At 63.1% G+C, this 24,292-nt stretch carries 27 protein-coding genes and 1 pseudogene; 14 read left to right on the forward strand and 14 right to left on the reverse strand.

Features of this window, described 5'->3' with window-relative positions; genetic code table 11:
• Nucleotides 1-4 precede the first annotated feature (4 nt).
• The gene (locus QGN17_RS05190) at nt 5-670 is read left to right on the forward strand and encodes a MarC family protein (RefSeq protein WP_281043436.1); all 666 of its coding nucleotides are present in this window, start codon (nt 5-7) and stop codon (nt 668-670) included.
• A 179-nt stretch (nt 671-849) separates the two neighbouring features.
• On the opposite strand, the gene QGN17_RS05195 is transcribed toward QGN17_RS05190, so the two are convergent.
• On the reverse strand, nt 850-1,176 hold the full coding sequence (locus QGN17_RS05195) for a hypothetical protein (protein ID WP_281043437.1): 327 nt from the start codon (nt 1,174-1,176) through the stop codon (nt 850-852).
• A gap of 594 nt (nt 1,177-1,770) precedes the next feature.
• On the reverse strand, nt 1,771-2,676 hold the full coding sequence (locus QGN17_RS05200) for a LysR family transcriptional regulator (RefSeq protein ID WP_281043438.1): 906 nt from the start codon (nt 2,674-2,676) through the stop codon (nt 1,771-1,773).
• A gap of 77 nt (nt 2,677-2,753) precedes the next feature.
• On the opposite strand from QGN17_RS05200, the gene QGN17_RS05205 reads away from it, so the two are divergent.
• On the forward strand, nt 2,754-3,578 hold the full coding sequence (locus tag QGN17_RS05205) for an oxidoreductase (protein ID WP_281043439.1): 825 nt from the start codon (nt 2,754-2,756) through the stop codon (nt 3,576-3,578).
• On the opposite strand, the gene QGN17_RS05210 is transcribed toward QGN17_RS05205, so the two are convergent.
• The gene (locus QGN17_RS05210) at nt 3,575-4,036 is read right to left on the reverse strand and encodes a MarR family winged helix-turn-helix transcriptional regulator (RefSeq protein ID WP_281043440.1); all 462 of its coding nucleotides are present in this window, start codon (nt 4,034-4,036) and stop codon (nt 3,575-3,577) included. The two genes, QGN17_RS05205 and QGN17_RS05210, sit on opposite strands and share 4 nt — an antisense overlap.
• Before the next feature lie 133 nt (nt 4,037-4,169).
• Between QGN17_RS05210 and QGN17_RS05215 the strand changes: the two genes are divergently transcribed.
• The 4 genes and pseudogenes from QGN17_RS05215 to QGN17_RS05230 all read left to right on the forward strand — a co-directional run bounded on the left by QGN17_RS05215 (nt 4,170) and on the right by QGN17_RS05230 (nt 6,662).
• Nucleotides 4,170-4,586, forward strand: coding sequence for an organic hydroperoxide resistance protein (locus QGN17_RS05215; protein WP_281043441.1), 417 nt, complete (start codon nt 4,170-4,172; stop codon nt 4,584-4,586).
• 55 nt (nt 4,587-4,641) lie between these two features.
• Nucleotides 4,642-5,145 carry a DUF1097 domain-containing protein gene (locus tag QGN17_RS05220; protein WP_281043442.1) on the forward strand — a complete coding sequence of 168 codons (504 nt, stop codon included), beginning with the start codon at nt 4,642-4,644 and terminating at the stop codon, nt 5,143-5,145.
• 15 nt (nt 5,146-5,160) lie between these two features.
• Nucleotides 5,161-5,607, forward strand: a pseudogene (locus tag QGN17_RS05225) (DUF6130 family protein).
• Between the two features lie 23 nt (nt 5,608-5,630).
• Nucleotides 5,631-6,662, forward strand: a complete 1,032-nt coding sequence (locus tag QGN17_RS05230) for an alpha/beta fold hydrolase (RefSeq protein ID WP_281043443.1) — start codon at nt 5,631-5,633, stop codon at nt 6,660-6,662.
• Between the two features lie 4 nt (nt 6,663-6,666).
• Here the strand turns inward: QGN17_RS05230 and QGN17_RS05235 are convergent, their stop codons facing one another.
• From QGN17_RS05235 to QGN17_RS05245, 3 genes are all read right to left on the reverse strand, one after another.
• Nucleotides 6,667-8,250: an ABC-F family ATP-binding cassette domain-containing protein gene (locus QGN17_RS05235; protein ID WP_281043444.1), complete on the reverse strand. Its 1,584-nt coding sequence runs from the start codon at nt 8,248-8,250 to the stop codon at nt 6,667-6,669.
• A gap of 688 nt (nt 8,251-8,938) precedes the next feature.
• Nucleotides 8,939-9,124: a hypothetical protein gene (locus tag QGN17_RS05240; RefSeq protein WP_281043445.1), complete on the reverse strand. Its 186-nt coding sequence runs from the start codon at nt 9,122-9,124 to the stop codon at nt 8,939-8,941.
• A gap of 54 nt (nt 9,125-9,178) precedes the next feature.
• Nucleotides 9,179-9,526: a hypothetical protein gene (locus tag QGN17_RS05245; protein ID WP_281043446.1), complete on the reverse strand. Its 348-nt coding sequence runs from the start codon at nt 9,524-9,526 to the stop codon at nt 9,179-9,181.
• Nucleotides 9,527-9,641: 115 nt separating this feature from the next.
• Here QGN17_RS05245 and QGN17_RS05250 point away from each other — a divergent pair, with 115 nt between their 5' ends.
• A complete protein-coding gene (locus QGN17_RS05250; protein WP_281045149.1) occupies nt 9,642-11,345 on the forward strand; it encodes a chloride channel protein in 1,704 nt (567 codons plus the stop codon).
• A complete protein-coding gene (locus tag QGN17_RS05255; protein WP_281043447.1) occupies nt 11,330-11,698 on the forward strand; it encodes a hypothetical protein in 369 nt (122 codons plus the stop codon). Before QGN17_RS05250 ends, QGN17_RS05255 begins: the two co-directional genes overlap by 16 nt.
• Here the strand turns inward: QGN17_RS05255 and QGN17_RS05260 are convergent.
• Nucleotides 11,677-12,075 (reverse strand): MarR family winged helix-turn-helix transcriptional regulator, encoded by a 399-nt coding sequence (locus QGN17_RS05260; protein ID WP_281043448.1) that lies wholly within the window; start codon nt 12,073-12,075, stop codon nt 11,677-11,679. The genes QGN17_RS05255 and QGN17_RS05260 overlap by 22 nt on opposite strands.
• A gap of 398 nt (nt 12,076-12,473) precedes the next feature.
• Here QGN17_RS05260 and QGN17_RS05265 point away from each other — a divergent pair, with 398 nt between their 5' ends.
• Complete coding sequence (locus tag QGN17_RS05265; RefSeq protein WP_281045151.1) at nt 12,474-13,724, forward strand: arsenic transporter; 1,251 nt, start codon at nt 12,474-12,476, stop codon at nt 13,722-13,724.
• Nucleotides 13,725-14,027: 303 nt separating this feature from the next.
• Here the strand turns inward: QGN17_RS05265 and QGN17_RS05270 are convergent, their stop codons facing one another.
• Nucleotides 14,028-14,441, reverse strand: a complete 414-nt coding sequence (locus QGN17_RS05270; RefSeq protein ID WP_281043449.1) for a hypothetical protein — start codon at nt 14,439-14,441, stop codon at nt 14,028-14,030.
• An 850-nt stretch (nt 14,442-15,291) separates the two neighbouring features.
• Here QGN17_RS05270 and QGN17_RS05275 point away from each other — a divergent pair.
• From QGN17_RS05275 to QGN17_RS05285, 3 genes are all read left to right on the forward strand, one after another.
• Nucleotides 15,292-16,086, forward strand: a complete 795-nt coding sequence (locus tag QGN17_RS05275; protein WP_281043450.1) for an SDR family oxidoreductase — start codon at nt 15,292-15,294, stop codon at nt 16,084-16,086.
• Entirely contained in the window at nt 16,083-17,048 is a 966-nt protein-coding gene (locus QGN17_RS05280) for a glycosidase (RefSeq protein ID WP_281043451.1), read from the forward strand. The genes QGN17_RS05275 and QGN17_RS05280 overlap by 4 nt, the downstream gene beginning before the upstream one ends.
• Nucleotides 17,049-17,371: 323 nt before the next feature.
• On the forward strand, nt 17,372-17,626 hold the full coding sequence (locus QGN17_RS05285; protein ID WP_281043452.1) for a hypothetical protein: 255 nt from the start codon (nt 17,372-17,374) through the stop codon (nt 17,624-17,626).
• A gap of 9 nt (nt 17,627-17,635) precedes the next feature.
• Here QGN17_RS05285 and QGN17_RS05290 read toward each other — a convergent pair whose 3' ends face one another.
• A complete protein-coding gene (locus QGN17_RS05290; protein ID WP_281043453.1) occupies nt 17,636-17,818 on the reverse strand; it encodes a hypothetical protein in 183 nt (60 codons plus the stop codon).
• 439 nt (nt 17,819-18,257) lie between these two features.
• On the opposite strand from QGN17_RS05290, the gene QGN17_RS05295 reads away from it, so the two are divergent.
• Nucleotides 18,258-18,764, forward strand: coding sequence for a peptidase S14 (locus QGN17_RS05295; RefSeq protein ID WP_390902634.1), 507 nt, complete (start codon nt 18,258-18,260; stop codon nt 18,762-18,764).
• Nucleotides 18,765-18,808: 44 nt separating this feature from the next.
• Here QGN17_RS05295 and QGN17_RS05300 read toward each other — a convergent pair whose 3' ends face one another.
• The 4 genes from QGN17_RS05300 to gntA all read right to left on the reverse strand — a co-directional run bounded on the left by QGN17_RS05300 (nt 18,809) and on the right by gntA (nt 21,592).
• The gene (locus tag QGN17_RS05300) at nt 18,809-19,105 is read right to left on the reverse strand and encodes a hypothetical protein (RefSeq protein WP_281043454.1); all 297 of its coding nucleotides are present in this window, start codon (nt 19,103-19,105) and stop codon (nt 18,809-18,811) included.
• 134 nt (nt 19,106-19,239) lie between these two features.
• Nucleotides 19,240-19,425 (reverse strand): hypothetical protein, encoded by a 186-nt coding sequence (locus QGN17_RS05305; protein ID WP_281043445.1) that lies wholly within the window; start codon nt 19,423-19,425, stop codon nt 19,240-19,242.
• Nucleotides 19,426-20,255: 830 nt separating this feature from the next.
• A complete protein-coding gene (locus QGN17_RS05310) occupies nt 20,256-20,888 on the reverse strand; it encodes an urea carboxylase-associated family protein (protein ID WP_281043455.1) in 633 nt (210 codons plus the stop codon).
• A complete protein-coding gene (gene gntA, locus QGN17_RS05315) occupies nt 20,885-21,592 on the reverse strand; it encodes a guanitoxin biosynthesis heme-dependent pre-guanitoxin N-hydroxylase GntA (protein ID WP_281043456.1) in 708 nt (235 codons plus the stop codon). The genes QGN17_RS05310 and gntA overlap by 4 nt, the downstream gene beginning before the upstream one ends.
• Nucleotides 21,593-21,967: 375 nt before the next feature.
• On the opposite strand from gntA, the gene QGN17_RS05320 reads away from it, so the two are divergent.
• Nucleotides 21,968-22,603, forward strand: coding sequence for a Crp/Fnr family transcriptional regulator (locus tag QGN17_RS05320; RefSeq protein WP_281043457.1), 636 nt, complete (start codon nt 21,968-21,970; stop codon nt 22,601-22,603).
• A 738-nt stretch (nt 22,604-23,341) separates the two neighbouring features.
• Here the strand turns inward: QGN17_RS05320 and QGN17_RS05325 are convergent.
• On the reverse strand, nt 23,342-24,286 hold the full coding sequence (locus QGN17_RS05325) for a LysR family transcriptional regulator (protein ID WP_281043458.1): 945 nt from the start codon (nt 24,284-24,286) through the stop codon (nt 23,342-23,344).
• Nucleotides 24,287-24,292: the final 6 nt, after the last annotated feature.

The raw sequence follows: 24,292 nt of genomic DNA on the forward strand, positions 1-24,292 counted from the left end.
CCTTATGCGCCGCTCCGCCCGCATCCTGCCCGAACTTCCCATGCATGTGCCTCCCAGCGTCCTCTCCAGCTTCGTCATGCTGCTGGTCACGATTGGCCCGATCGAGACCGCAGTGGTCTTTGCCAGCCTGACTGCCGGTGTCCATCGTGGCGAGCGGGCAAGGCTTGCAATCCGTTCGACCGCGATTGCGGGGTTGGTCCTGCTGCTCTTCGCCATCGGCGGCAACTTCACGCTCGGTCTGCTTCATATTTCGATGCCGGCCTTCCGCGTCGCCGGGGGGATATTGCTCTTCCTTCAGGCTCTCAGTCTGACCTTTTCCGGGCCCGGCCTTTCCTCGATCAGCGAAGGCGAGCGCCATGATGCCGAGCGTCCCGGCGATATCGCCGTGTTCCCTCTGGCTTTTCCGCTGATTGCCGGGCCGGGCGCGCTGTCCGCGGCCGTGCTCCTGATGGGAAGGACCGAGGGCTGGATAGAGGTGACCGGCGTGCTTGCCATGATCGCCGTCTGTCTTGCTCTGACCTACGCCGCGATGCGGATGGCCGAGCGGCTGGTGATCCTGCTGGGCTTGACCGGAGCCGACGTGGTGCGGCGTATATCCGGTGTCTTGCTTGCGGGTTTAGCCACGCAGTTTGTTTTCGACGGCCTTGGAAGCGCTTCGTTCATCCGGTGAGCCTCTTGCCATAGCACGATCAAGGATCTTTGAGCGCAAAGCCCTTCTTCGCCGCCCCGATGCCGCAGGAATCACTGGGAAACGCAGCGCCGTGAAGTTGTCGCGCGCCGAAGCAAGGAACTGGGTCGATCTCTTGATCGCTGATACCCACCCGAGCAAGCGAGACGCGCCGAACCTCATCAGAACCTATCGAAATCCACAACGTAGGTCTCGGTGGGATGGGCGCCTATGAGATAGGGGTCGCCGCGTACTATTCCTCGATTAGGAGTGCACAGGTAGATGAGCTTGCGATGAGCGGCCTCAAGAATGATGATCGTCTCTTCCCTAAGCTTGCCGAACATCTTTCCCACCTCGACTTCATAATCGCTCCCGTTCTGCCGAAAATACACCTTTCGTATGCGACGCTCGGTGGTGGAAAGGCCCTGCTCAATGAGAAACGCGCGAACGCCTGTCCAGATCTTTTCGGCCTCCTTTTCTCCGTTGGTATAGGGCACATAGAATTTCATGCGGCGCTTTCCTTGCGCAACGAGTTCAAGAGAACGATTCTAATTCTCTTTTTTGTATTTTTCTCGGGCCGCATTATTTTTCTACGCCGTGAATTTTACGAGAATTGCTAAGCAGCTCATCTCTGTTAAGATGCATCGAGAATTTGCGTCATGTGTGCGATCGTGCATCTTGGCCAATTGGGTTCGGGGACTGGCTCCCACCCTTGGCCGGATGTTCATTCCGAAGGAGCTCGGCGCGCGTGTCTTGCATCCAGCACACGGCGCAGTTGCGGGCTTCGACGACGAAGCCATCTACCGTGCCTAGCGAACGCCAGCGAAGCCAAAGATGTTGATGTGGTCGCCGCACCTTGCCTAAACCAGCCGTTTCGCGGACCATAATCCAGATCAATGTGCAGTGCTAGATTGTATCGGAAGCGTGACAATCTCGGTCTGGCGCGGCTCCCAGATCCCATCTGTTTGGTTGCAGAACGTCATTGGTGAAGATCTGTGCGCAACCGGACCGACCGGAATTAGGATAGGATCGGAAGCTCGGGAACGACCGGCTTGGGCGCAAATCTGAAATTGGCGCGAAACAACTTTCCAAACCGATCGCGATCAACTTTCCGTCACAACTTCTATCAGCGCGCGGAGCGCAGCAGATGGGTGTCGTCGGCTCGGATGATAAAGGTAGAGCCCTTCTTCGACCGGCGTCCAGCGTTCGAGCAGTGGTATGAGCCGGCCGGCCGCGACGTCCGCCGCGACGCGCCACTCCGCTACGTAGGCGAACCCCGCCCCCGCAAGCGCGGCATGGCGCATCAGCCCCGGATCGTCGAGCGTCAACGTACCCGGCACGTCGATCGCGAAATCTCGCGCCTCGTCGCGGAATTCCCAAGGATAGCTGGCACCGTTGGCAAGCTGGATCCGGATGCACCGGTGATCGAGAAGATCGGCCGGAACGCGCGGCGCCCGCCTGCCGACGAGATAAGCCGGCGACGCCACGACCATGAAACGGACAGGGCCGGAGATCGGAACGCTGGCCATCCCCGTCGGTACGGATCTCGCCTGTCGGATCCCCGCATCGAAACCCTGCGCGACGATATCGACAAAACGCCCCTCTGTGACCAGATCGATGGCGACCGCAGGATAGCGTTCCAGGAAGGGCAGGATCAGCGGCTCCAGAATCTGGCGAGCCGCACCGGACGAGCAATTGATCCGCAGCGTACCGCCCGGCGCATCGCGCTGGTCCGTCGCATCGTCGATGGCCGCACCGATTTCGCGTAACGCCGGCATCATGCGCGCGACGAAGCGCTCGCCTGCCGGCGTCAGCGCGACGCTGCGGGTGGTCCGCGCGAAAAGCTGGACGCCAAGACGTTCCTCGACGCCGGCAATCGTCCGGCTCAGTGCCGTCGTCGAAAGACCGAGATCAAGCGCGGCTTTGCGAAAGCTCCGCTGCCGGGCAACGGCGGCGACGGCCTCCAGTTCGAGCAGGCGCCCCGCCCTGATTATCCCGCTTCTCGGCATGATATGATGAATATCGTCTCCCTTATCGGGATCATAGTCCCATTCTATCTCACGGCCTTCATCATCCGGAGGTCATCATGCCACAAACCTGGCTCATCACCGGCAGTTCGCGCGGTCTCGGTCGCGCGCTCGCCGAGGCCGTACTCGAAGCCGGGCACAATCTCGTCGCCACGGCGCGCGCGCCCGAGCAGCTTGCCGACCTGGCCCGACACTTCCCCGATACGATGGTGGCGGTCGCGCTCGACGTGACCGACGCGCAGGCGGCCAAACAGGCCGTGGCGCTTGCCGTCGAGCGGTTCGGCACGCTCGACATCCTCGTCAACAATGCCGGTTACGGCGATCTGGCGCCGATTGAGGATGCCAGCCTGGAAAGCTTCCGCCGCCAGATCGAAACCAATCTGTTCGGCACGATCATCGTGACGAAGGCCGCGCTTCCCCTGTTCCGGGAAAGGCGATCGGGGCGCTTCATCCAGATCTCGTCGATCGGCGGACGCGCCGGCGCGATCGGGCGCGGCCCCTATTCGGCCGCGAAGTTCGGCGTCGAGGGTTTCTCAGAGGTGCTGGCGCAGGAGGTGCGGCCGTTCGGGCTCCACGTCACGATCGTCGAGCCCGGCGGCTTCCGCACCGACTTCGCCGGTGCCTCGACCCTGATCGAGGATGGCCATCCCGATTATGCGGAGACGGTTGGCGCCGTCGCCGCACGGCAGCGCGCCTATGACGGCAACCAGCCCGGTGACCCGGCCAAGGCGGCTCAGGCGATCCTCACCCTCGCCGCCCTGCCGGCACCGCCGCTGCGGCTCGTGCTGGGCAGCGATGCGTTCGACCGGGCCGCCGCGCTGGACCAGGCCCGCATCGACGAGTTGCACCAGTGGCGCGCACTCAGCCGCTCGACCGACTTCTAAACGGCATCGTCCCTGAGATGGCTGAGCAGGTTGTCGCGCACCCTGGCGACCGTAGTCTGCACCTGCCGGAACTCGTCCGGCGCGAGCCCCGTCGCCGCGACCAGTGTGCGCTGGGCGCCCTTCTCGCGCAGCGCACGCCCCGCATCGGTGAGGCTGACGATCACCTGCCGCTCATCCTTAGGGTCGCGGCGGCGGACGAGATAGCCCAGCGACTCGAGCTTCTTGAGGATCGGCGTCAGCGTGTTCGATTCGAGAAACAGCTTCTCGCCCAGGCCGCTCACCGTCTGGCCGTCCTCCTCCCACAAGGCGACGATCGCGATCCACTGCGTATAGGTGACGCCCAGCTCGTCAAGGATCGGCTTGTAGGCCCGGCCATAGGCCAGGTTCGCGGAATAGATGGCAAAGCACAGGAAATCGCCGAGCTTGGGCAGATCGGGTTTGTCGGGCGGCGTGGGCATCGAATTGTCTCCGTGATGACCATCCTCATATAGATCGCGTCCGATTGAATCGGAAGCGTTGACAAAGTGTGCGACCCAATCTAATAAACTCGTATCCGATCTAATCGGATGCGATGTTAAATGGAGACACGCCATGAGCCTGATCGACAAGGTTCTCTACACCGGCCGGACCCATGTCACCGGTGGGCGCGACGGCACCGCGCGCAGCGACGACGGCCGCCTCGACATCCGCCTCTCGCCGCCGGGCAGCCCGGCACCCGGCACCAATCCCGAAGAGCTCTTCGCCGCCGGCTGGTCCGCCTGCTTCATCGGCGCGATGACCATCGCCGCGAAGGCGCAGGGCATCGCACTGCCCGCCGGCACGGCAGTGGATGCCGAGGTCGATCTCGGCACCGGCGAGGGCGGCTATTTCCTGCAGGCCCGCCTCAATGTCAGCCTGCCGGGTATCGAGGCCGGGGCGGCACGCGCCATCGCCGATGCCGCGCACCAGACCTGCCCCTATTCCAAGGCCACGCGCGGCAACATCGCCGTGGAAATCGCCCTCGCCTGAGACAGAGGACAGCGCCCGGCCGCTGCGCCGGGCGCCCTTCACCGGAGCTACCGCCATGACCCGCACAATCGCCCCGAATTTCCGTTTCCACGCCGTCTCATTCGTCGTCGCTGCCGTCGCGGGTCTCTCGACCTTCGGCACGATCGCGGTGATGCTGCCCGCCTCGGCCATGTTCCTCGGCTGGGTTGCCTTCAACATGGCGCCGTCGATGCGGGAAGGGCTCGCCAATCTCGGTTGCTTCTTGATCGGCCTCGTCTTCGGGATCGGCACCGCGATCGCGATCGGTTGGCTCACCCCCTCGCTGGGCGCCGGCGCGACGCCGGTTGCCGTCTCCGGCATCGTGGTCCTCGTGCTGAGCCTCAGAAATCTCGCCCCGCTCAACAATCCGCTCGCCTATTTCCTGGGCCTCACCAGTTTCTTCTATTCGGGCTTCGCGCCGACCGGCACCACCTACGCGATCCTGGCCAGCGCCGGCGTCATCGGCGCCGCCTCCTGTGCCGCGGCCACCCTGCTGCAGACGCTGGTCGATCCGACCGCGGCCCCCGAAGCCGCACGCTGAACGCCGGAAAGTCCGATGACCCGCATCGACGCCTATCTGATCGCGGTCGCGCTCGCCATGACCGCGATCGGTACAGCCGCCCATGCCCAGAGCGCGGCGGCCGTGCTCGGCCCGGCCGGCGTCGTCCCACTCGACGCGCCCCAACCGCCAGCCAGGCTGATCGTCGACCCGCCGCTTCCCGGCCCGCTCTCCGAGGGCAAGGTCTTCATCCAGTATGGCGCCCAAAATCTCCGCATCGAGCCGGTGTTCGGCCCCGCCGCGCTCGCCGTCACCCCGCGCATCGGCCACATCCACGTCGTGGTGGACGGCGCCCCCTGGCACTGGGCCGACGCCAGCGGCTAGCCGCTGATCCTCGTCGGTCTGCCAGCCGGCCACCACACGGTCGAGATCATCCTCGCCAATGCCAACCATCAGCCGCTGGATCGCAAGACGCTGTCCTTTATCGTGCCGCCCGTGAAATGATCGTCCAGCAAGGAGTGTCCGCCATGACCAACACTTCCCCGGAAACCGTGATCCTCAGCCGCCGCAGCCTGCTCGGCATGGCGGCCGTGACTGTCGCCGCGAGCCAGTCCGGCCTGCTCGCCACCGCTGCCCGTGCCGCCTCAGTAGCGGCCGGTGATTTCGGCCCACTTCGCCAGATCGACGCCGGCCCGCTCTCGATCGGATATGTCGAGATGGGGCCGGCCAACGGCGCGCCGGTGATCCTGCTCCACGGCTGGCCCTACGACATCCATGCCTTCGCCGAGGTGGCGCCGCTGCTCGCCAAGGCCGGGCACCGTGTGATCGTCCCCTACCTGCGCGGCTATGGCAGCACCGTCTTCCGCTCGGTCGATGCGGTGCGTAACGGCCAGCAGGCCGCCCTCGCCTTCGACGTGATCGCGCTGATGGACGCGCTCAAGATCCGCCGCGTGACGCTGGGCGGATTCGATTGGGGTGCCCGCACTGCCGATATCGTCTCGGCACTCTGGCCGGATCGCGTCGCGGGTGTCGTCTCGGTCAGCGGCTATCTGATCGGCAGCCAGAAGGCCAACGCCGCGCCGCTGCCGCCGAAGGCCGAGCTTGCCTGGTGGTATCAATTCTACTTCGCGACCGAGCGTGGCCGGATCGGCTACGCGCAGAACCGGCACGATTTCAACAGGCTGATCTGGCAGACCGCTTCCCCGCAATGGCATTTCGACGATGCCACCTACGAACGCTCCGCCAGGTCCTTCGACAATCCCGATCATGTCGCGATCGTCATCCACAATTATCGCTGGCGGCTGGGTCTCGCCGAAGGCGAGGCGCGCTACGATGCGACCGAGGCGACGCTCGCCACCGCGCCTGCGATCACCGTGCCGACCATCACCATGGAAGGCGACGCCAACGGCGCGCCGCACCCCGATCCGGCGGCCTATCGGGCGCACTTCACCGGCCGTTACGAGCATCGCCTGATCACGGGCGGCATCGGCCACAATCTGCCGCAGGAGGCGCCTGCCGCTTTCGCCGATGCCGTGCTGGCGGTCGGTCGTATGGCCTGAGCGCTCAGCCTGTCAGATCGACGCGCCGCACTACATCGATCGCGTCGAGAAAGGCCTCGTCATGGCTGACCACCAGCAGCGCACCGTCATAGGCCGTCAGCGCCGCCTCGATCGCGGCGATCGAATCGAGATCGAGGTGGTTGGTCGGCTCGTCGAGGATCAGGAGTTGCGGCGGCGTCGGGCTACCCAGCGTGCAGGCGAGCCCCGCCCGCAGCATCTCACCGCCGCTCAGCGTGCCGACCCGCTGCAGGGCGGCGTCGGCCCTGAAGCGGAAGTGGGCCAGCGCCGAGCGGCACGCAAAGTCATCGGTCCCCGGGTTGAGCCGCTGGTAATTGTCGGCGATCGACAGCGCGGGATCGAGGAGGGCCGCCGCCTGATCGAACATCGCGAAGCGCGCGACGCGGTCGACCGAGCCAGACCATGGCGCGATGCGGCCGGCGATCACGCCGAGCAGGGTCGTCTTGCCCGATCCGTTCGGCCCCATGATCGCCACGCGCTCCGGCCCGGTCATGGTCAAAGAGAGGTTGCGGATCACCGGTGACGCCTGGTCGTAGCCGGCGGTGACGCGGTCCAGTTCGAGCACCATCTTGCCGCCGGGCAGCCCGGTCGGCGCGAGCGAGACCTTCATCGTCTCGAGCCGCTCGATCCGGTCCTGCGCGGACGCGGCGACGGCCGACGCCTCGCCTTTCTGGCGTTCGGCGAGCCGGGCATTCTCGCCGCCGCTATTCTCGGCGCGCTCCTTCCGCGCGCCGATCAGAATGCGCGGCATGTCGCCCCGCGCTCCCTTCCGGCTGCCGGCAGCGTCGCGTTTCTGCTTCCGCTCGATCGCGACCTGCGCCTTCCGCTCGATCTCGCCGAGCTGCCGCTCCGCGACCTTCAGGTCATGCTGCGCGGCGGCCAGCTCGATCGCCTTGCGCTCCCGATAGTGGCTCCAATTGCCGCCATAGCGTGTCGCGCCGAGCGAAGTCATCTCGACGATCGCGTCCATCGTCTCCAGCAGCTCGCGATCATGGCTGACGACGATCGCACCCCCACGCCAGGACGCGAGCAGATCGAGCAGCGCCGCCCGCCCCTCGCGATCGAGATTGTTGGTCGGCTCGTCGAGCAGGAGGATATCGGGATCGGCGAGCAGCACGCCGGCGATGGCGGCGCGCGTTCGCTGCCCGCCGGACAGCGAGGCCAGCCGGGTCCCGGCATCCGCCTCCAGCCCGACCCGCGCCAGAGCGGAGGCGAGACGGGCTTCCAGCGTCCAGTCCGCCTCGGCCAGCTCCGCCGCTGTCGCCATACCGGCGTCCGCCCTGCGCAGGATGGCGAGATCGTCCGCAATGCCGAACAGATCGGCGATGGTTTCGCCCAGGCCGACCTGTACGATCTGGCGCAGCACGGCGACGGTGCCGTCGACGACGACCCTGCCGGCTGTCGGCTCGCGCTCGCCCGCCAGCAGCTTCAGCAGGCTGGTCTTGCCGACGCCGTTGCGCCCGACGATGCCGACGCGCTCGGCGTTGAAGACCAGATCGAGATGGGAGAAAACCGGATGGCCGTCCGGCGTCGACCAGCCAAGGTCGAGCGTCGTGATCGCAGCGGGCATGAACATGATTTCCCTGAAGGCAAGACGGATCGCATTGCTGTCAGATCGAAATCACATGGCTCAATATATCCTGGTTTAATCGGGGCATCGTAGGGCCATTGGATATTCTCGGCAACACGATCCCGGCAGGCTCGGCCCATCGCCATCCAGTTACCGATCTCGAACAAGCCAAAAAGCAGACCGCCCAAAATTAAGAGCGGTGCGGCAGCACTCGGATGGCCGCAATTGGCGCGCTTTTGACCGGCAGGTCGCAGCGCCGGGACACCTGAGCGAAAGCGCGGTCAGTACCCACAATCGCCACGCTTATCTATTGCGTGGGTCGATAAAACCGTCTTGGTCTCACTCGGCATCGGCCAGCACCGGATTTAGAAGACCGCCTATCGATGCGGAGATCAAGGACGAGGATATCAGAGTGGGTGACCGAAGAGACCCCGTGGTCGGCGTGCGGCTCGCGCACGAGTTGATCGCCAAGATCGACAAACATGCGAAAAAGCACGGCGCCTTCCGATCCGAATCAATCCGATCACTTCTAGAGGCGGGTTTGGAGGCGACCCAGCGCGACGACGCACAGCGGCGAAGGCCACCGAATGGCCGCAGTTCATCACGCCGGATCGGAGGCGGGCATGATTAAACGGGAAAGCGGGCTTGTTGCGAGGACGGCTCCACCAGAATGGATGGACCGGCGAGGCTACCGCAAGTCTCGCAGCGCCTTCAAGGCGAGGCGATAGATCTGCCGGCGTTGTTCGCTGGTCGTCTGTTCCATCTTCGCGCGGACGGCATCCTCAGCGCGTTCGCCATGTTCTCGCATCGCGTAGGTGGCTTCCTCCTGCGCAAGACGCCTCGTCTTTGCGCTCGCCAGCCAATCGAAAAGCATACCGGAAATCCCAAGTGACGGATCGATGTACGCGAGTCCCCTGCTGAAACATAGTTACAGGTCCGCAACGCCATCGCGATTAACGCTTTTGCCGTAGCAGCCGCATTTTGAAGTCGATCCCGGTGCGGGAAAGATCTGGTTCACGATCGAAAGCTGCCCGTCCGAAAGCAGGAAGGCCGCGCAGGTTCGGGAACAGCGAGAATTGGGCGCCTTGCCGCCGCAACGGCCCAACCGCGAGCCGATGATCGAATAGAACGATCCCAGCTCTACGTAAGCCCGCTCATCTGACCATTTCCGGAGCCATTGACGGTGTTTATCGAACTCGTACGCCCGCTCGCCCTGCGTTCCATGGCGCAAGGTCATGTCATGATCGGAAGTGCTCGGCTCCAGCTCGCTTGCCATATATCGCTCTACGATATATCTGCTCGCGAACCCTCAGACGAGTGTCGCCGTGACCGCTTACACGCAACCCGATTTCACGCGGCGACCGCTCGCCGATCATAGCGTCGATGCGCGCATGCTGCTCCTTGCCGCCATGGCGCTGGTGGTCGGCACCGGTGGGGCCGTCGGTGCATGGCTCCTCCTCAAGATGATCGCGATCGCCACCAACCTGTTCTGGTTCGGACGGCTGTCGGCCGGGCCCGCGCTAATCACCGACAGCGCCATCGGACTTGGCGTGTTGGTCATGCCCCTGGTTGGCGCGCTGATCATCGGCCTCATGGCGCGCTACGGATCGGAGAAGATCCGCGGCCACGGAATTCCCGAGGCGATCGAGACCATTCTGTTCGGCGAGAGTCGCCTGTCGGTGAAGGTTGCTTTGCTTAAGCCCCTGTCTGCAGCCGTTTCGATCGGCAGCGGCGGCCCATTCGGAGCCGAGGGTCCGATCATCATGACCGGGGGCGCGATCGGATCGCTTTTCGCCCAATGCTTTCATCTGAGCGCCGCGGAACGCAAGACATTGCTGGTGGCGGGCGCGGCAGCCGGGATGACCGCGATTTTCGGGACGCCGCTCGCCGCAATCCTGCTCGCGATCGAGGTTCTGCTGTTCGAGTGGAAACCCCGCAGTTTCGTGCCGGTGGTGGTCGCGGTGCTGGTGTCCTTCGTCTGGCGGCCGCTCTTGCTCGGATCAGGCCCCATGTTCGCGACCGCCTCGCTCGCACCGAGTGGTCTGTGGGTGGTCGGCGCTTCCAGCGCCGTCGGTCTCGTCGTCGGCCTCGAGGCCGCCTTGCTCTCCACCTTGCTCTATCGCGTGGAAGACCTGTTCCACCGCCTGCCCGTCCACTGGATGTGGTGGCCCGCCATCGGCGCGATCTTCGTCGGTATCGGCGGGCTGATCGATCGGCATGTCCTGGGTTCGGGCTATGCCAGCATCCAGGCGCTTCTCGACGGCAGCCTCGCCATCCGCGTCGTGATGGCGCTGCTGTTTGTGAAGGCGGTCGTCTGGTTGATCGCGCTGGGATCCGGCACGTCAGGGGGTATCCTCGCTCCCCTTCTCATCCTGGGTGGAGCGACCGGCTGCCTGATTGGGCATGCCTTGCCGGGCGACGTCGGCTTCTGGGCGATGATCGGCATGGCCGGGATCATGAGCGGCGCCATGCGCGCGCCGATGACAGGCGCGCTGTTCGCCGCCGAGCTGACCGGGCACTTCGAAAGCCTGCCTGCGACGATCGCCAGCGCGGGTGCCGCCTATGCCGTCAGCGTGCTGCTGATGCGCCGCTCAATTCTCACCGAGAAGATCGCGCGGCGCGGACGCCACATCCTCCAGGAATATACGGTCGATCCGCTCGATTTCCTGCAGGCGGGCCAGCTCATGACACCTCATCCGGACACGCTGCCCGGCTCCATGAGCATAGCCGCTGCCGGGAAGTTCTTCGCGGACGGTGCGAAGCATCGGAGCTATCCCGTCGTCGATGCGGACGGGCGCCTGCTGGGCCTCGTTTCGCGCACCGACGCGCTTCGCTGGCGCGTCTCCGACACGGATCACGACGTCCGCCTCGCGGATACACTTTCCGACATCTCTCAACCCGCCGCCCATCCCGAGACGCCATGCGGCCTGATCGCGGACATGATCATCGAGAGCGGGGTCGGCCGCGTGCCTATAGTCGACCGCGAATCCGGACGCGTGGTCGGCTTGCTTTCGAGGCAGGACCTGCTCAAGGCACGGAGTACGCACCGTAAGGCCGAAAGCGATCGGTCCCGCTACGAATGGCGGTCGAGCTGACAGACATGCTCGACATACTCGGCAACTGTCTGGCCCAGGTGTTCGGAGGAATGGCCGTGGCCGCGTTCTTGGCCTGGTCGTCGTGGCAGGTCTTCAAGCTGCTTCGCCGGCCCGCCCTTGGCCCCTGGATCGCGATGCTGTCCCTGCTCGCAATTCCTGGCGCCGCCCGACGCCCGCTCGTCCAGATGGTGATTCTGTTCCTCGCCATCGCCGCGCTCACGCTGATCCCCGTCGGCAGAGCCTGGAGAGAGCAGGATCGGCTGCGTCGCATGCTCCGAAGACTTGCTAAGAGCGGCATCACGGGTAGGCCGGCAACTGCGAAGACCTCGGATCAGAGCGTCCCGATGAGCTGAGTTAGCAACGGGCGAATTCGCCGAAGCTCTTCGCGATGCACCCGAGACAATGAGGCAAGAAGGGCACTGCCCTCTGTGGTCAGTTCGATAGGCACCTGTCGCTTGTCCGATGTGCCTGTACGGCGGCGGACCAGCCCCAATTTCACCAGCCGATCGACATGCTCGCTTGCGCTATGCGGTTTCAGCAGGAGCCGTTCGGCCAGCTCACCGACCAGCATCGCCCCACCTGAAGCGCGGATCGCCAGCAGGGCTTGATGCTGCTGAGGCGTAACGCCCGACGAGGAGGCAGCCTGCTCGCTGAAATGCAGGAAACGGCGCAGTTCGTGCCGAATGCTCGCCAAAGCCTCGTAATGCGCGTCGCTCAGATCTTCGTCCATTCCTGCCTTCTACGGACGCCGCGCCAAAGATGCATCTCCATCGATCCCTGCGACAACAGGAACCTGTGCGCGGTCCGATGGCTGACCATCGGCAATTGCGTCAGCCCGCACCCCTTCGCTGCTGGGCACGGCCGACAAGTTCGTGAACAAGAGCACTCAGATCGTCTCGGCTGATGTCGAGCGCGTCTCCGTAATCGGCAAGGACCTCGTCGAGATCATGTCGAGGTCGTTTGCGGGGACGCGCGCGATCAAATCGACGTGCTGGTTCGCGATGCCGAAGCCATTCCCAAGCGCGGCTTATCCGTTGCTCTGGGACGCGACTGTCACGCCATCGGGGCCTGGCCCATTGCCGGTATCGAGGGTAGCCAGCTTGGCCCCAACAAGAACGGGTGCGGATGGTGACGGTCGCTGTCGGCGCGACGTGGTTGATTGCGGGACTTTCGACGGCGGGCGTCATCAGCCGGCCCATGCGCTGGCCCGAATGGATCTGGGCCGTCGCAGGCGCTTTTCTCCTGCTCGGCCTTGGTCTGATGCCGCTCGGCGCGGCAGCCGGCGCCATCGTTAAGGGATTCGACGTCTATCTGTTCCTGACCGGCATGATGCTGTTGTCGGAGACCGCGCGCGAGAATGGCGTATTCGACTGGGTTGCCGCCACCGCCGTCAACAGCGCGGGTCAATCGAGCAGCCGGCTCTTCCTGCTGGTCTATGCGACCGGCGTCGTCGTCACTACCTTCATGTCCAACGACGCGACCGCGGTGGTGCTGACGCCAGCGGTCTTCGCGGTCGCAAGACAAGCCAAGGCCGAACCGCTGCCCTTGCTTTTCGCCTGCGCGCTGATCGCCAATGCCGCGAGCTTCGTGCTTCCGATCTCCAACCCAGCCAACCTCGTTCTTTATGGCGGGCACATGCCGCCCCTCGTGCAGTGGATGGGATCGTTTGCACTCCCCTCCCTTGCCTCGATCATGGTGACATATGCCGTGCTTCGTCTCGTCGAGCGCAAGCGGCTGGCCGGTGATTGCGCCTGCGATGTCGAGCGTCCCCAACTGACCCCAGGCGGCAAGGCGGCCTTTGCCGCTATCCTGCTGACCGCTCTGGTGCTGCTCGCAACGTCCGCGTTCGACCAGCCGCTCGGCCTACCGACGGCAGCGGCCGGCATCGCGACCGCGCTCGGTGTTTCGGCGCTCGGCAAGCGCTCCCCGCTGCCGCTGGTCCGCAACGTCTCATGGGGCGTGCTGCCACTGGTCGCAGGCCTCTTCGTCCTCGTTGAGGCGCTCGATCGGACCGGCGTCATCTTTATGGTGTCCAGCGCCATTCGGAACGCCTCTCAGGACCCGATGAAGGCAGCCGCTGCCTCAGGCACGATCCTCGCGTTCGTCTCGAACCTGATGAACAACCTGCCCGCTGGTCTCGTTGCCAGCACCGCCGTCGCTCAGGCTGCACCGCCCCGGATCGTCACCGATGGCCTGCTGATCGGCGTTGATCTCGGACCCAACCTGTCGGTCACCGGCTCGCTTGCGACCATCCTCTGGCTCCAGGCGATCCGCCGCGAGGGCGAGGACGTGACGTTCCTCGCCTTTCTCAAGGTCGGAGCGATCGCCATGCCGCTGGCCCTCCTGGCGGCCTTGGGCACTCGCCTGCTGATCGGATGAGTGAGGCGCCTGATTACCTCAGCGGTAGGCTAGCGATTGAGCGTGAACGTCTTGGCGAAGACGCTCAAAAGCCTGCTGATGAGTGCGGAAGGCCTGCAAAATCCAGGAACGCGTGTTGATCGCTTTGCGACCGGCTCCGGCTCGCCCCTACCGCACCAAGCCTGGAGCATTGCTTCACCCTCAGCACGTTCGATTTCCCGCCAAATGTCGTGACCGACCGCTCGATCCTCATGCATATTCGATCCCACCCTGCTCCAACCACTATCTCACGGATGCATTAAATTGCTGTGACAATTCCGGTATTTAATTGCGCCCAGATAGCCACTTCTCCGCAAAACCCGCTTCATGGTGCGTTGTGCGATGCTCCCGCGCGAAGGCCTCCGCATCATCTTCCAATTCGAAAAGCGCGATGGTCCGGTGTTCGGTCCGCCACACTCCACCCGTGGTCCAGCCACGTGAGATGGATAGCTTGATCAGCGCACACCCTATGATCACTGCTGACAGCTTGCCGAACGGCTCGTTTTCGCGCTCGATTTCCACTGTTGGGTGCTGGTCGTCGCTGTAGTAGATGCGGTGCAGAGGCTTCTGAAGTGCCACGGCAAAATCGTAAGCGATGATCGCCGGAGCGGCGAACAAGCGATCTTCGAAGACGTATTTGGAATCTCGGTCACGATGAGCTTCGGCGATCATCGAGATATGGAGCGGATAGTCCCCCACGCTGAAACCCTTGCATTCTGTCCTTGGGCAACAATGCGCGCGAGGGCGTGTTGGGTCCGTGACCCTCGCTTGTAAAACTGGCACCGGCGATTCGCTAAGGGCGCCGGGCAGTGTCCAGCGCCCCAAGACGGCTATTGCGGGTTAGTCGTGGTCGTCGCCGTCTTGGTGTGAACCATCGTCCCATGCGGCGTCTTTATGATCGTACGATGGGTGTAGTGCGTGACCTGCTTGTGCCGCTTTCCATCATTGTGTGTGGTCGTTTGGACCGCCAACTTCTGGTGATCCACGACGGCTGGCGGCGTCCCTTGGGCAAATGCCGCTGAACCAACTCCGATCAGGGCCAAAAGGCCCAGAGTTTCCTTTTTCATACCTTGCTCCTCTCTCGCGCACACGTGGTCGACCCACCCCTCCACCCCGACGGCCGGTTAGGGTTGCCGGTTTCGGACGCCGCCATCAGCGGAAGATTTCACCGTCCTCGAACGCGTACCTCATCTCGCCGAATACCGCCCGCGTAGCTCGACATACGCATCAAGTGGTCGTTGAGATCCGCTGATCTGTCTAACTGGAAGCGGCAGGTTCCGAGAGCACGCAACGAGTAGACCACCGGCAATTGGGAACAGTCATATTCGACGCGGCGACTGGCATTATACGCGTTGCCCGCGCGAGAGGCACATGAGGAGAATGTAACGCAACCGTCGCGGCACAGCGCGGTTTCACCAAGATGGACCGCTTCTCAGCGCCGTCATTCAAGGCCTTGCAAGCCAAGATAGCTCGACGCCGAGACCACCGCAAAACTGGAGCACAGCGACGACAGGTCCGATCGCGACATGGACGGATCGCTCCGGCGCAGATGATTTTCAGGAAGGGAGCCTTTGCAGTGACCCAGCGTGTCATCGTCGTAACGGGCGCGGAATCTGGCATCGGAGCAGCCTGCGCGGCCGGTTTCGGCGCGCTGGGAGATCGAGTCGCGGTGCTCTACTTTTCCGATTGTGATGGCGCGGACCGGAGCGTCCGGGCCATCGAGGAAGGCGGTGGCGAGGGCCTCGCCGTTCAATGCCACGTGCAGGACGAGGGCTCGGTCGATGCGGCGTTCGCCGAGATCGCGAAGCATTGGGGTGAGCCCGACGTGCTGGTCAATTCGGCTGGCCTCAACATGAGCGGCGTCGAGGTTCGCGACATGTCCCTTGCCCAATGGCAGAGGTTGCTGGACACCGACCTGACCGGAGCTTTCCTCACATCGCGCCGCTTTCTGCGGACACGCGGCGAGAAAGCCGGACCGGCCGCCATCATCCACATTTCGTCGATCCACGCTTACACCGTCCGCGCCGGAGGTGCTGACTATTGTGCCGCGAAGGGCGGCCTGTCCAACCTGGTCGAGACCCTCGCGATCGAGGAAGCCGGACGCGCCATTCGCGTCAACGCTATCGAGCCGGGCATGATCCTGACGCCGATGAACGAGCGCGCCGAGGACGATCCCGCCTATCGGCGCACGCTTGAGCACAACATCCCGCTCGGACGGGCCGGCGATCCGTCCGAGGTTGCCAATCTCGCGGTCTTTCTTGCCTCCGACAAGGCTCGATATATTACCGGCGCCCGGATCGTGATCGACGGCGGCCTGTCGCTGATGCAGGCACTCGGCGCATGATCGCTGATCCTGCAGCGCCGCCGATCGACGATGCCCACGTCAAGGACAGGGTGAGCCCGCGGCACATCAGGCTCGATTTCAACGTCGAACTGATCGAGGACGTGCGGATGGAAGGACCGGCGGCGCTCATGGAGCGCGATTGGATGAGCCCTTATGTCTGGCTCGACGCCGATGGCCGCTATGGCTTCATGGTCCGGGCCGTGCCGAAGCCGGGCGCGCCGCGTTCGGACACGGGGATGGTCTGGACCGGATGGAGCGGCGACGGAAGAAACTTTACCATGCTCGACGCTCCATCGATCGTTCCCGGCCCCGACGCCTTCGATGCCGGCGGCGTCGAGGATCCCACCGTCGTGCAGCGCGAGGACGGCTCGTATCTCGTCTATTACACCGGAGTTCTGGCCGATCAGGCGCATGGCGAACTTTGCTATGCGTCCGGCCCGTCGCTCGATCGCCTGCACAAGCGGGGCGTGGTGCTCGCATCGACCAAATCGGAGGGCAACACCAAGGAAGCGACGATCGAACGGACGGCAGACAGCCAATGGCGGCTCTTCTACGAATATGCTGCGGACAACGCGTCTCGCATCGGGCTCGCTCTCGGCGCCGACTGCGCCGGCCCCTGGATCGAGCAGCCGACCCCGTTCATGCCGCGCGAGCAAAGCTGGGACGATTGGCATCTATCCACCGGACCAATGCTAACGGACGATCCCGACATCCCGGTCATGTTCTACAACGGGGCAACCCGCGATGCCCGCTGGCGGATCGGCTGGATCGCCTTCGATCGCGACTGCCGCACCGTTCTCGATCGCTGCATCCAGCCGTTGATCACGCCCCCGCCGGTCGATGACCGCACCGCCACCGACATCGCATTCGCGGCTTCCGTCATAGTCCGCGAGCACGCGATCTGGCTGTATTATTCACTTGAGGATCGCCGCCTGGCGCGTGCCCGGATCCGTCGTAGCTGACCGTACCTCCTACCAGCGCCAAAATTCGAACGGCGGCTATTTGATCCGATCAATAATTTTGCGAAATGCAAGAATCGGCGACCTTCCAGACAACATCGCAATCCATATTTCTGCGGCTAACCCACCGGCAAATCAGAGCAATCCGGTGGATTAAGCTGTCTGCTCTGCTATGCTCGACCTCGTCCCGTCCTCAAGCTGATGAGATCGCTGTGCGCGTCACTCTCGCAATCCTAATGGGTTGCGCGGCCTCTGGCTGTTCCGCCTCGGTCCCCGGTCCGGCAACGCCGGTGGGATTGACTTGCACGGCGTCCAACGGAGCGGTCGTGCGGCTCAATCTCGATCTGGCCGGCCGTACGTTTCAGAAGGAGGGGTTTCCCCGTCTCCCGATCGCGTCCTTGAGCCGTCGCCAGATCGTGCTGATGCGCGCCGAAACGGCCGGCTTCACGGTGACTGCGTCGATCGACCGTGCCGCGATGGACTACGTTGCCTTGTCTGAAGACCGTAAGTCTCGTGCCCGAACGGAAACGCGCTACGCATGCGCCGCCGGCCCGGCTTTCGAGGTCGCCAGCAGGCCATGACGCAAGCGATCAGACCTGCGGAGGACCGCCGCGCTCCAGATTGCTGAAGACAAGCCTCTGCGCACACCAAAGCTCAAAGGCGCCGCCCTCCGAATGGGCCGCCTTGCCCAATTCGATTGCTTCGCCGTCGTCGGAAGCCTCGAGATCGGTCCCGAGCTTGATCGTACCCCGCGCTTTATCCAGCGTGTACATACGGTAGTGCACTATCCGTGTCCCCCACATTTTCGACGAAATCTACTCGGGACAGCGGGAAACGCGCATTGTTCTAAATCAGCTTCAGCGACACTGTCTAAGCCAACCTTACCGGGAGTCCCCGGGCCTAGCCTGCCTCGATGGGGATCCGGAACTGGGTTCGTTGTGCTAAGAGGCGAAGTGCGCGCTTCTTCCATGACGTCCTCACCTCACCTTCGAGCAATCATCGATGAAGTACCTTCGTTTCGTCGGCTGCGGTTCTCGCGCCAAGATTAATCCCGCTTAGCACGATTGTCGTACCCCCTCGGATTTCTTGGGGAACGCTGAGGGGCAGTTAGGGTTCTGGCGTCGGCAATCGAGAGGAAGGAAATCGTCCGTGAGTTCAAACCTGCTGTCGGCCGCCGATTTCAGCGCTCCGTCCATCCTCCTGCATGGCGGGGTGGACTACCAGATGTATCAGAGTTTCCGGGATCAGTTGGTGATCGCGCCGACAGAGGGGTTGGTCACCGTGGAGCTTTCGACCTTGGGGGGCGACCCCGAGGTGGCGCGCATGATGGGTGAGGACATCCGCTTCCATTCGGAGACCGAGCCTCAGCGCCGCTTCGTCTTCCTCGGGAAAGCGGCGATCTACTCGGCGGGCACGACCTTCATGAGCTTCTTCGCCCGGGAGAACCGCTACCTCACCCGCGGAACGCGCCTGATGATCCACGAGCGCCTGCTCACCAAGACCATTCAGATATCCGGCCCCCTCACCACCTGCATTCCTGCCTTTAAGGCGACGCTGAACGAGATCGAGGCATCGATAGCCATTCAGAACGAGGGTTTCGCGAACCTCGTTCATGGCTCGAAGGTGGCGTTGGATGAGGTAACGCGGCGCGCACCGGAGAACTGGTACGTCGAGGCGAACGAGGCGCTCGAACTCGGCCTGATCGAGGGGATCCTCTGATCGGACTCTCGGAAGGGTTGCGCCTGGCGCGCCGCCCGGCGGCATCAGGCCGCCGACTTCAGCCTCGGCGCTGTATTTGACGGCCCACGCACGTCGATGATCTGAAACCAAGACGCCGGCATCCGCTCGCTCCCGTCGTCCAGCCGGATCGGTTCCGGCGCGGAAAGCGATAGGTCGTCGGCCCCGAGCGCGATGCGACCGCCCCCAAACCAGCGCATCGATACCGCCTTCGCCTTCACGTCTTCCATGATGCGCGCGACCGTCTTGGCGCCTAGCGCAAACCCGGGATCACCGAGTTCCAAGAGCGCGTCGTGGTCGAGATCAATAAGCCAGATCGCCACTACGACACGCGCTTACGGCGTGAGGCCGGAGGTAGGGTCGGGAAGATTGAATTGCTGGATAGCGGTGGCCATCAATGCCGAACGCCGCAGCGAATTATCAGATCCAGCTCATCCGGCGTTAGCGACGCCTCATTTTACCGAAGGTCTCGCAGCGCCTTCAAAGCAAGGCGATAGATTTGCCGGCGTTGCTCGCTGGTCGTCTGCTCCATCTTCGCGCGGACTGCATCTTCGGCACGCTCGCCATGTTCTCTCATGGCGTAAGTGGCCTCTTCCTGCGCAAGACGCCTCGTTTTTGCGCTTGCCAGCCAATCGAAAAGCATACCGGAAATCCCTAGGAGACGGATCGATGTACCCAAACCCCTTGCTGAAACAAAGTTACAGGTTCGCAATGCCACTGGGATTTGCGCTTGTCCCGCAACAGCCCCTTTTGAAAGCGATCCCAGAATGGGGCATCTTGGCCGAGCTCAAAACCGGACGGACCGAAAATAGGAGACTCACGCAGGTTGGGGATCATCGAAAATTGGCGCAGGGCAGCCCCGCTCCGCCGCATTCCGACGCGCTACCTTGCAGGAAACAGATAGCGAGCGCGCCGGGCGCGGGACTGCTCGATCATGATAACGACCGCAGGCGACCCTGATATTTGTCGTTCCCGTCAACACTTGGAACGCCCAGTCGACGCGTGGGCGAACGACCGAAAGGAGATCGCGAGCGGCAAAGGGGGGCCGGAAGAGCCGCTTCGACCCCGATCAATAGAAGAATTAGCCGCAAGCTTCACGAGACGCCGTGCCAAGAGGCACTGCCGTCGGCCCCGCCGCGCTATCGCGGCTGGCGCGCCGTTCATATTCCCGCGCCATCTCCTCATACGAGGCTCGCGCCGCAGGATCGCTTGAGCGCGACGCAGCTTCGCGAGACTCCTGCGCACGAAGAAGGTGATATTCGATATCGATCATGGACATGCGAGTCCTCCGAAAAAAAGCGGGAGCTCTCATCTGTCTCTCGGTCACTGCCATGCTTGTTGCCGAAAGCAGCGGTAAGGCAGCAATAGCAGATCTCGGTTTAACGTCGCTGATTCATGTCAAGGCGCACACCGCAGGCAGCTCGAGCCGTGCTGCCAATGCGGCACGGGGGTAATCATTTTGCGGCGAATGTTTCAGGCGTTCGAGGGCGCGCCGATCGGAATGTCGTCGCTGCCGAGGAATTCGATCTGATAGTCGATCGGCCGGAAGCTCCCGCCATTGGATGCATAGGCCGAACACGCCGTCAGTCCGATCACTAGGTCCATCTCCGCTTGAAACGAGATGCGGTCGCCGGGCTTGCTGACCGGCGGAAGGACCGATAATTTTCCGGTTTGAGCATCGACGGGCACGTTCATGAAGCAGTTGAACGCGACCGGAATACGATCGGGCGCGACGCCATAGGGCTCAAGCGCCTCCGCGAGATTGCCGAAGCATCCGCGATGCACCGGCTTGTCGGGATAGAAATGCAGAAAGGTGTCGACCGAGCACGGCGTCAGCAGAAAGTCGTGGCAGCCGACCGTGTCGTCAATGATCGTGAGCATCGGCCTCGAACGGTTCGAATAGAGCACGTGGCCGGTCGTGAGGGCGATCGTTTCGGCATAATCCAGAGTCCGGCCCGACGAGATGACCTCGTTCACGTCCTCGCTGCTGAATGCCAGCAGGTCGGCAACCTGGCATCCCTCGGGATCGATGACGGTGAGGGTCGCGCCGGCTGGAACCTTGAAGGCGGTCCCGCTGCGCGGCGGTATCCGCTCGACGTCGCTCATGCATCGTCTCCCGAATAGCTGAACGGGCATCGCCACTCGCTGCCGACCGCGCGGCCACTATATTGGCGGGCTTCGCTCGCCTCGCCATGGCGCGCGAGCATCGGATTGCGAGAGCCGGCCAGAGCCTCGTCCCTAGTCATGATCTTTTCGCGCATTCCCTCGTATTTGCCGATGTCCCGGAGTGTCTCGAACTGATCGTGCAGGTTGAATACCATGGTCGGACGGTCGAAGCGGCGCGCCGGCCGGCTCGCATGTGGGTGGAGGCCGACCACGAAGAAAGCCTCGCCGCCGAAGCTCAGTGAGAAGTGCGGGCTGGCCGGGTCCGCGCTGACACGGTCGTCGTAGGATTGTCCTCGCCAGACGTCCTTGTCGGAGATGGACTGGATGCGCTCCCACATGGCGCTCTCAAACGCAGCTTCGGTTAATTCGGCCGGCCCTTCGAAGATTATGGCGAGGCTGCGGAAGAGCCCGGGATTCTGCTGGTAGCTCTTTGCGAACAGCAGCAGTTCGTCGTGGATGCGAAGATCGTCCCACGCACTCGTCAGATCACGACATCCAACGACCTCCAGCGTCCCTCGCGCAAGCGCGGACTTGGCGCCCACGCATGGGAAAGAGGGATCGGCGACATAGGATTTCAGCGCGCGTTCGAGGCCTTCCTGGCTCTTGGGGTGCCAGGGGAAGAGAGAAGATCGATGGGATGTCATGGCCGGATAGACGTAAGCGAGCGGGCGAGAGTTCCGCACAAATCCCGATCCTGATTTCGATCAGCACGATTTCCGCACAGGCGCTACAGATGATCGAAGCGTCGTCCGCAGCTGAGCAGTAGGCCGACCCCCCAATCGTCTGCGGGAGTGGACTTTGCGACCGGATCTCGGAGCGCGTCGCAGCTTGTGCACGCACCTCCATAGCCCGCTATCATGGATCAGTGCGATCCGTCCGTGCGGGCTGTTAGAGCTTCGGGATAATGCAGCCTACAGGGACAAACGCTTTTGCTTCCTCCACATCGTCTCCGTGATTTCTCGCTGCTCTCCTCCTCCGATATAAGCGCGCTTCAGGCCCTCGGGGGGCCTACGATTATCTTGCCCCGCAGATCGATTATCCGGCCTCAGGGCACGACTGACCGATCCGCCTACTTCCTCGTGGACGGATGGCTCGCGTCCTCGATGCTGCTCGCCGACGGTGAACGGCAGATTCTCAAGCTTCACCTTCCCGGTGACATGCTCGGCAGCACCAGTATGTGCGTTGAAGACGCCATCGACACGTTGATGGCGCTGACGCCGGTCACCGTCAGAAAGGTGCCTCTTGCGCCGCTAGGGCAACTCATCGTGACAAATCCCCGGATTGCGATGTTCCTGCTGTTGTCAGCGCAGAAGGAACGCGTCGCGCTTATGGACCTGCTCGCATCGAATTCCAGGACCAGCCCGATAGCTCGATTGGCTTTTCTTCTGCTGAACCTTCATCAACGATTGTCCATCGTCGGGCAGGCCGGGTCAGACGAATTAGAAATTGCGATCAATCAGGAGCAGCTCGGAGACATCGTGGGATTGACCCCCGTGCATGTGAACCGCGTACTACGACAAATGACCAACGACGGTCTCATCGAGCGGCATAGGCGTCAAATTCGGATCATCGATTTCGAACGGCTTAGGGAGCTTTCCAAGATACCACTGCGCGACATGTCGATCGCTTCGAGCTGGCAGCATATCGTGGCATGACTCGGTGCCAGAGCGAGATGCCTCAAAGTCGAAGGAGCGCTGCAAATTTTTCAAAAATTTGATTGTGGATAGTGAACTGGGTGTCACGATACCCTTATTTTGAGCCGCTGGCGGAGTTCTTCGCCACCTGCCAAATGCCTCATCATGCGGCGGGTTCATTGGAACGAGCATGCCACTTCGCTTCCCGACGCGGCGTCCTCGTTCGTGTCGGAAAGTTACGATGAAAGTCGGTCCCCGAGTTCACGGGCAGAATATGGTTCTTCGGGTAGCGCAAGCGATCCACGAAAATGATCCCAACGCATCAGCGCCTTGGAACAGTCTCGATACGGAACAGCTGGCAACGCGCCTACGACAGGCACAAGCTGCCTTGGCCGCCATGCGAGTACCTACAGATTCCATGTTGCTGGCTGCGATCCGATTGGATCGGAAATGCGCCATCGAGCATCAATGGCCGATGATGATCGATGCCGCCTTGGAAATATAGCCTAAACTTTCCGAATATCCAAAACGCAATCATCGCCAATCGAGAGCTTCTTTCGGCATGAGCGAGAGCTGGCGGAAGGCATTCGGGGCGCACTTCAAGGGCGGGAACGACCGGAACCGGCCCAGAAAAGCCAAGCTGCTCGCGACCACTTATTGCCGTTCCGACGCCCGAGCCGCGTTCCCAGTTGCCGACCGGCAGCTAACCTCTGCGACCAACCATGTCGTCACGGCGCAAATCTGAGCGATACAGACCGTCTAATCAGTTCCACAACAGCGCAGGAGTTCGCCGCTGAGCGCATCGACCGTCCCGCAAGTCTCGAACAGGAGTGCCCGGGCCCAGCGATGGCCTTCGTCGCTATGGGTACGCCCATGCCAAACGGCGAGTTTGGTAAAACCCGGGATGGCGACTGGCGGCTCGAGAAGCGCCAATCCGTCGCCTGCGGCAGCGAGCCGACGTGGAGCGACCGAAATCAGATCGGTTTCGCGCAGCACCTCGGCCAGCGCGAGGAAGCTGTGAAATGAGAGCGCCACATGTCGTTCGCGTCCCAGATGGGCCAGAGCGTCGTCAGTTACGCCATGAAAGGATCCGCCGGAAAACGAGACGAGCGCGTGATCGAGCGTACAGAAGCGGTCGAGCGAGATACCGGCTGCACTCGCGTCGGGATGACCTGCACGCAGCGCGCAGACATAGCTCTCGTCGAACAGGCGCCGGGAGTGAAGGTCGAGCGGCGCGGACTCCGGCGTCATCAGTGCAAGATCGAGTTCACCCCGCTCGAACTGCTGCGCGACTCGATCATTGTCGACCGGCCGGGTCGCGACCCGGATACCGGGGGCGTAGCGGCGCAGCTTCGTGACGAACGGCACTACCACCGCCTGGAGCGCATAGTCCGTGGCCGCCAAGGTCAGCGTGAATGATGCCGTCGCCGGATCGAACGCCGCCGGCCGCAGCAGCGCCTCGACGTTGGCGAGGACCTGCTTAATGGGTTCGGCAAGCGCCAGCGCGCGCAGAGTCGGCTGCACGCCACGCTGTGAGCGCACGAACAGGGTGTCGTCGAAACTCTCGCGCAACCGTACCAACATGCCGCTGACCGCAGGCTGGGTGACGCCGAGCCGCTCCGCCGCCTTGCTAACGTTACGCTCGTCGAGCAGCGCGTCGAGCGCGCGCAGCAGGTTGAGGTCAATCGTTCTGATATCACGCACGATGAT

Source organism: Sphingomonas oryzagri (assembly GCF_029906645.1).
Classification (GTDB): domain Bacteria; phylum Pseudomonadota; class Alphaproteobacteria; order Sphingomonadales; family Sphingomonadaceae; genus Solisphingomonas; species Solisphingomonas oryzagri.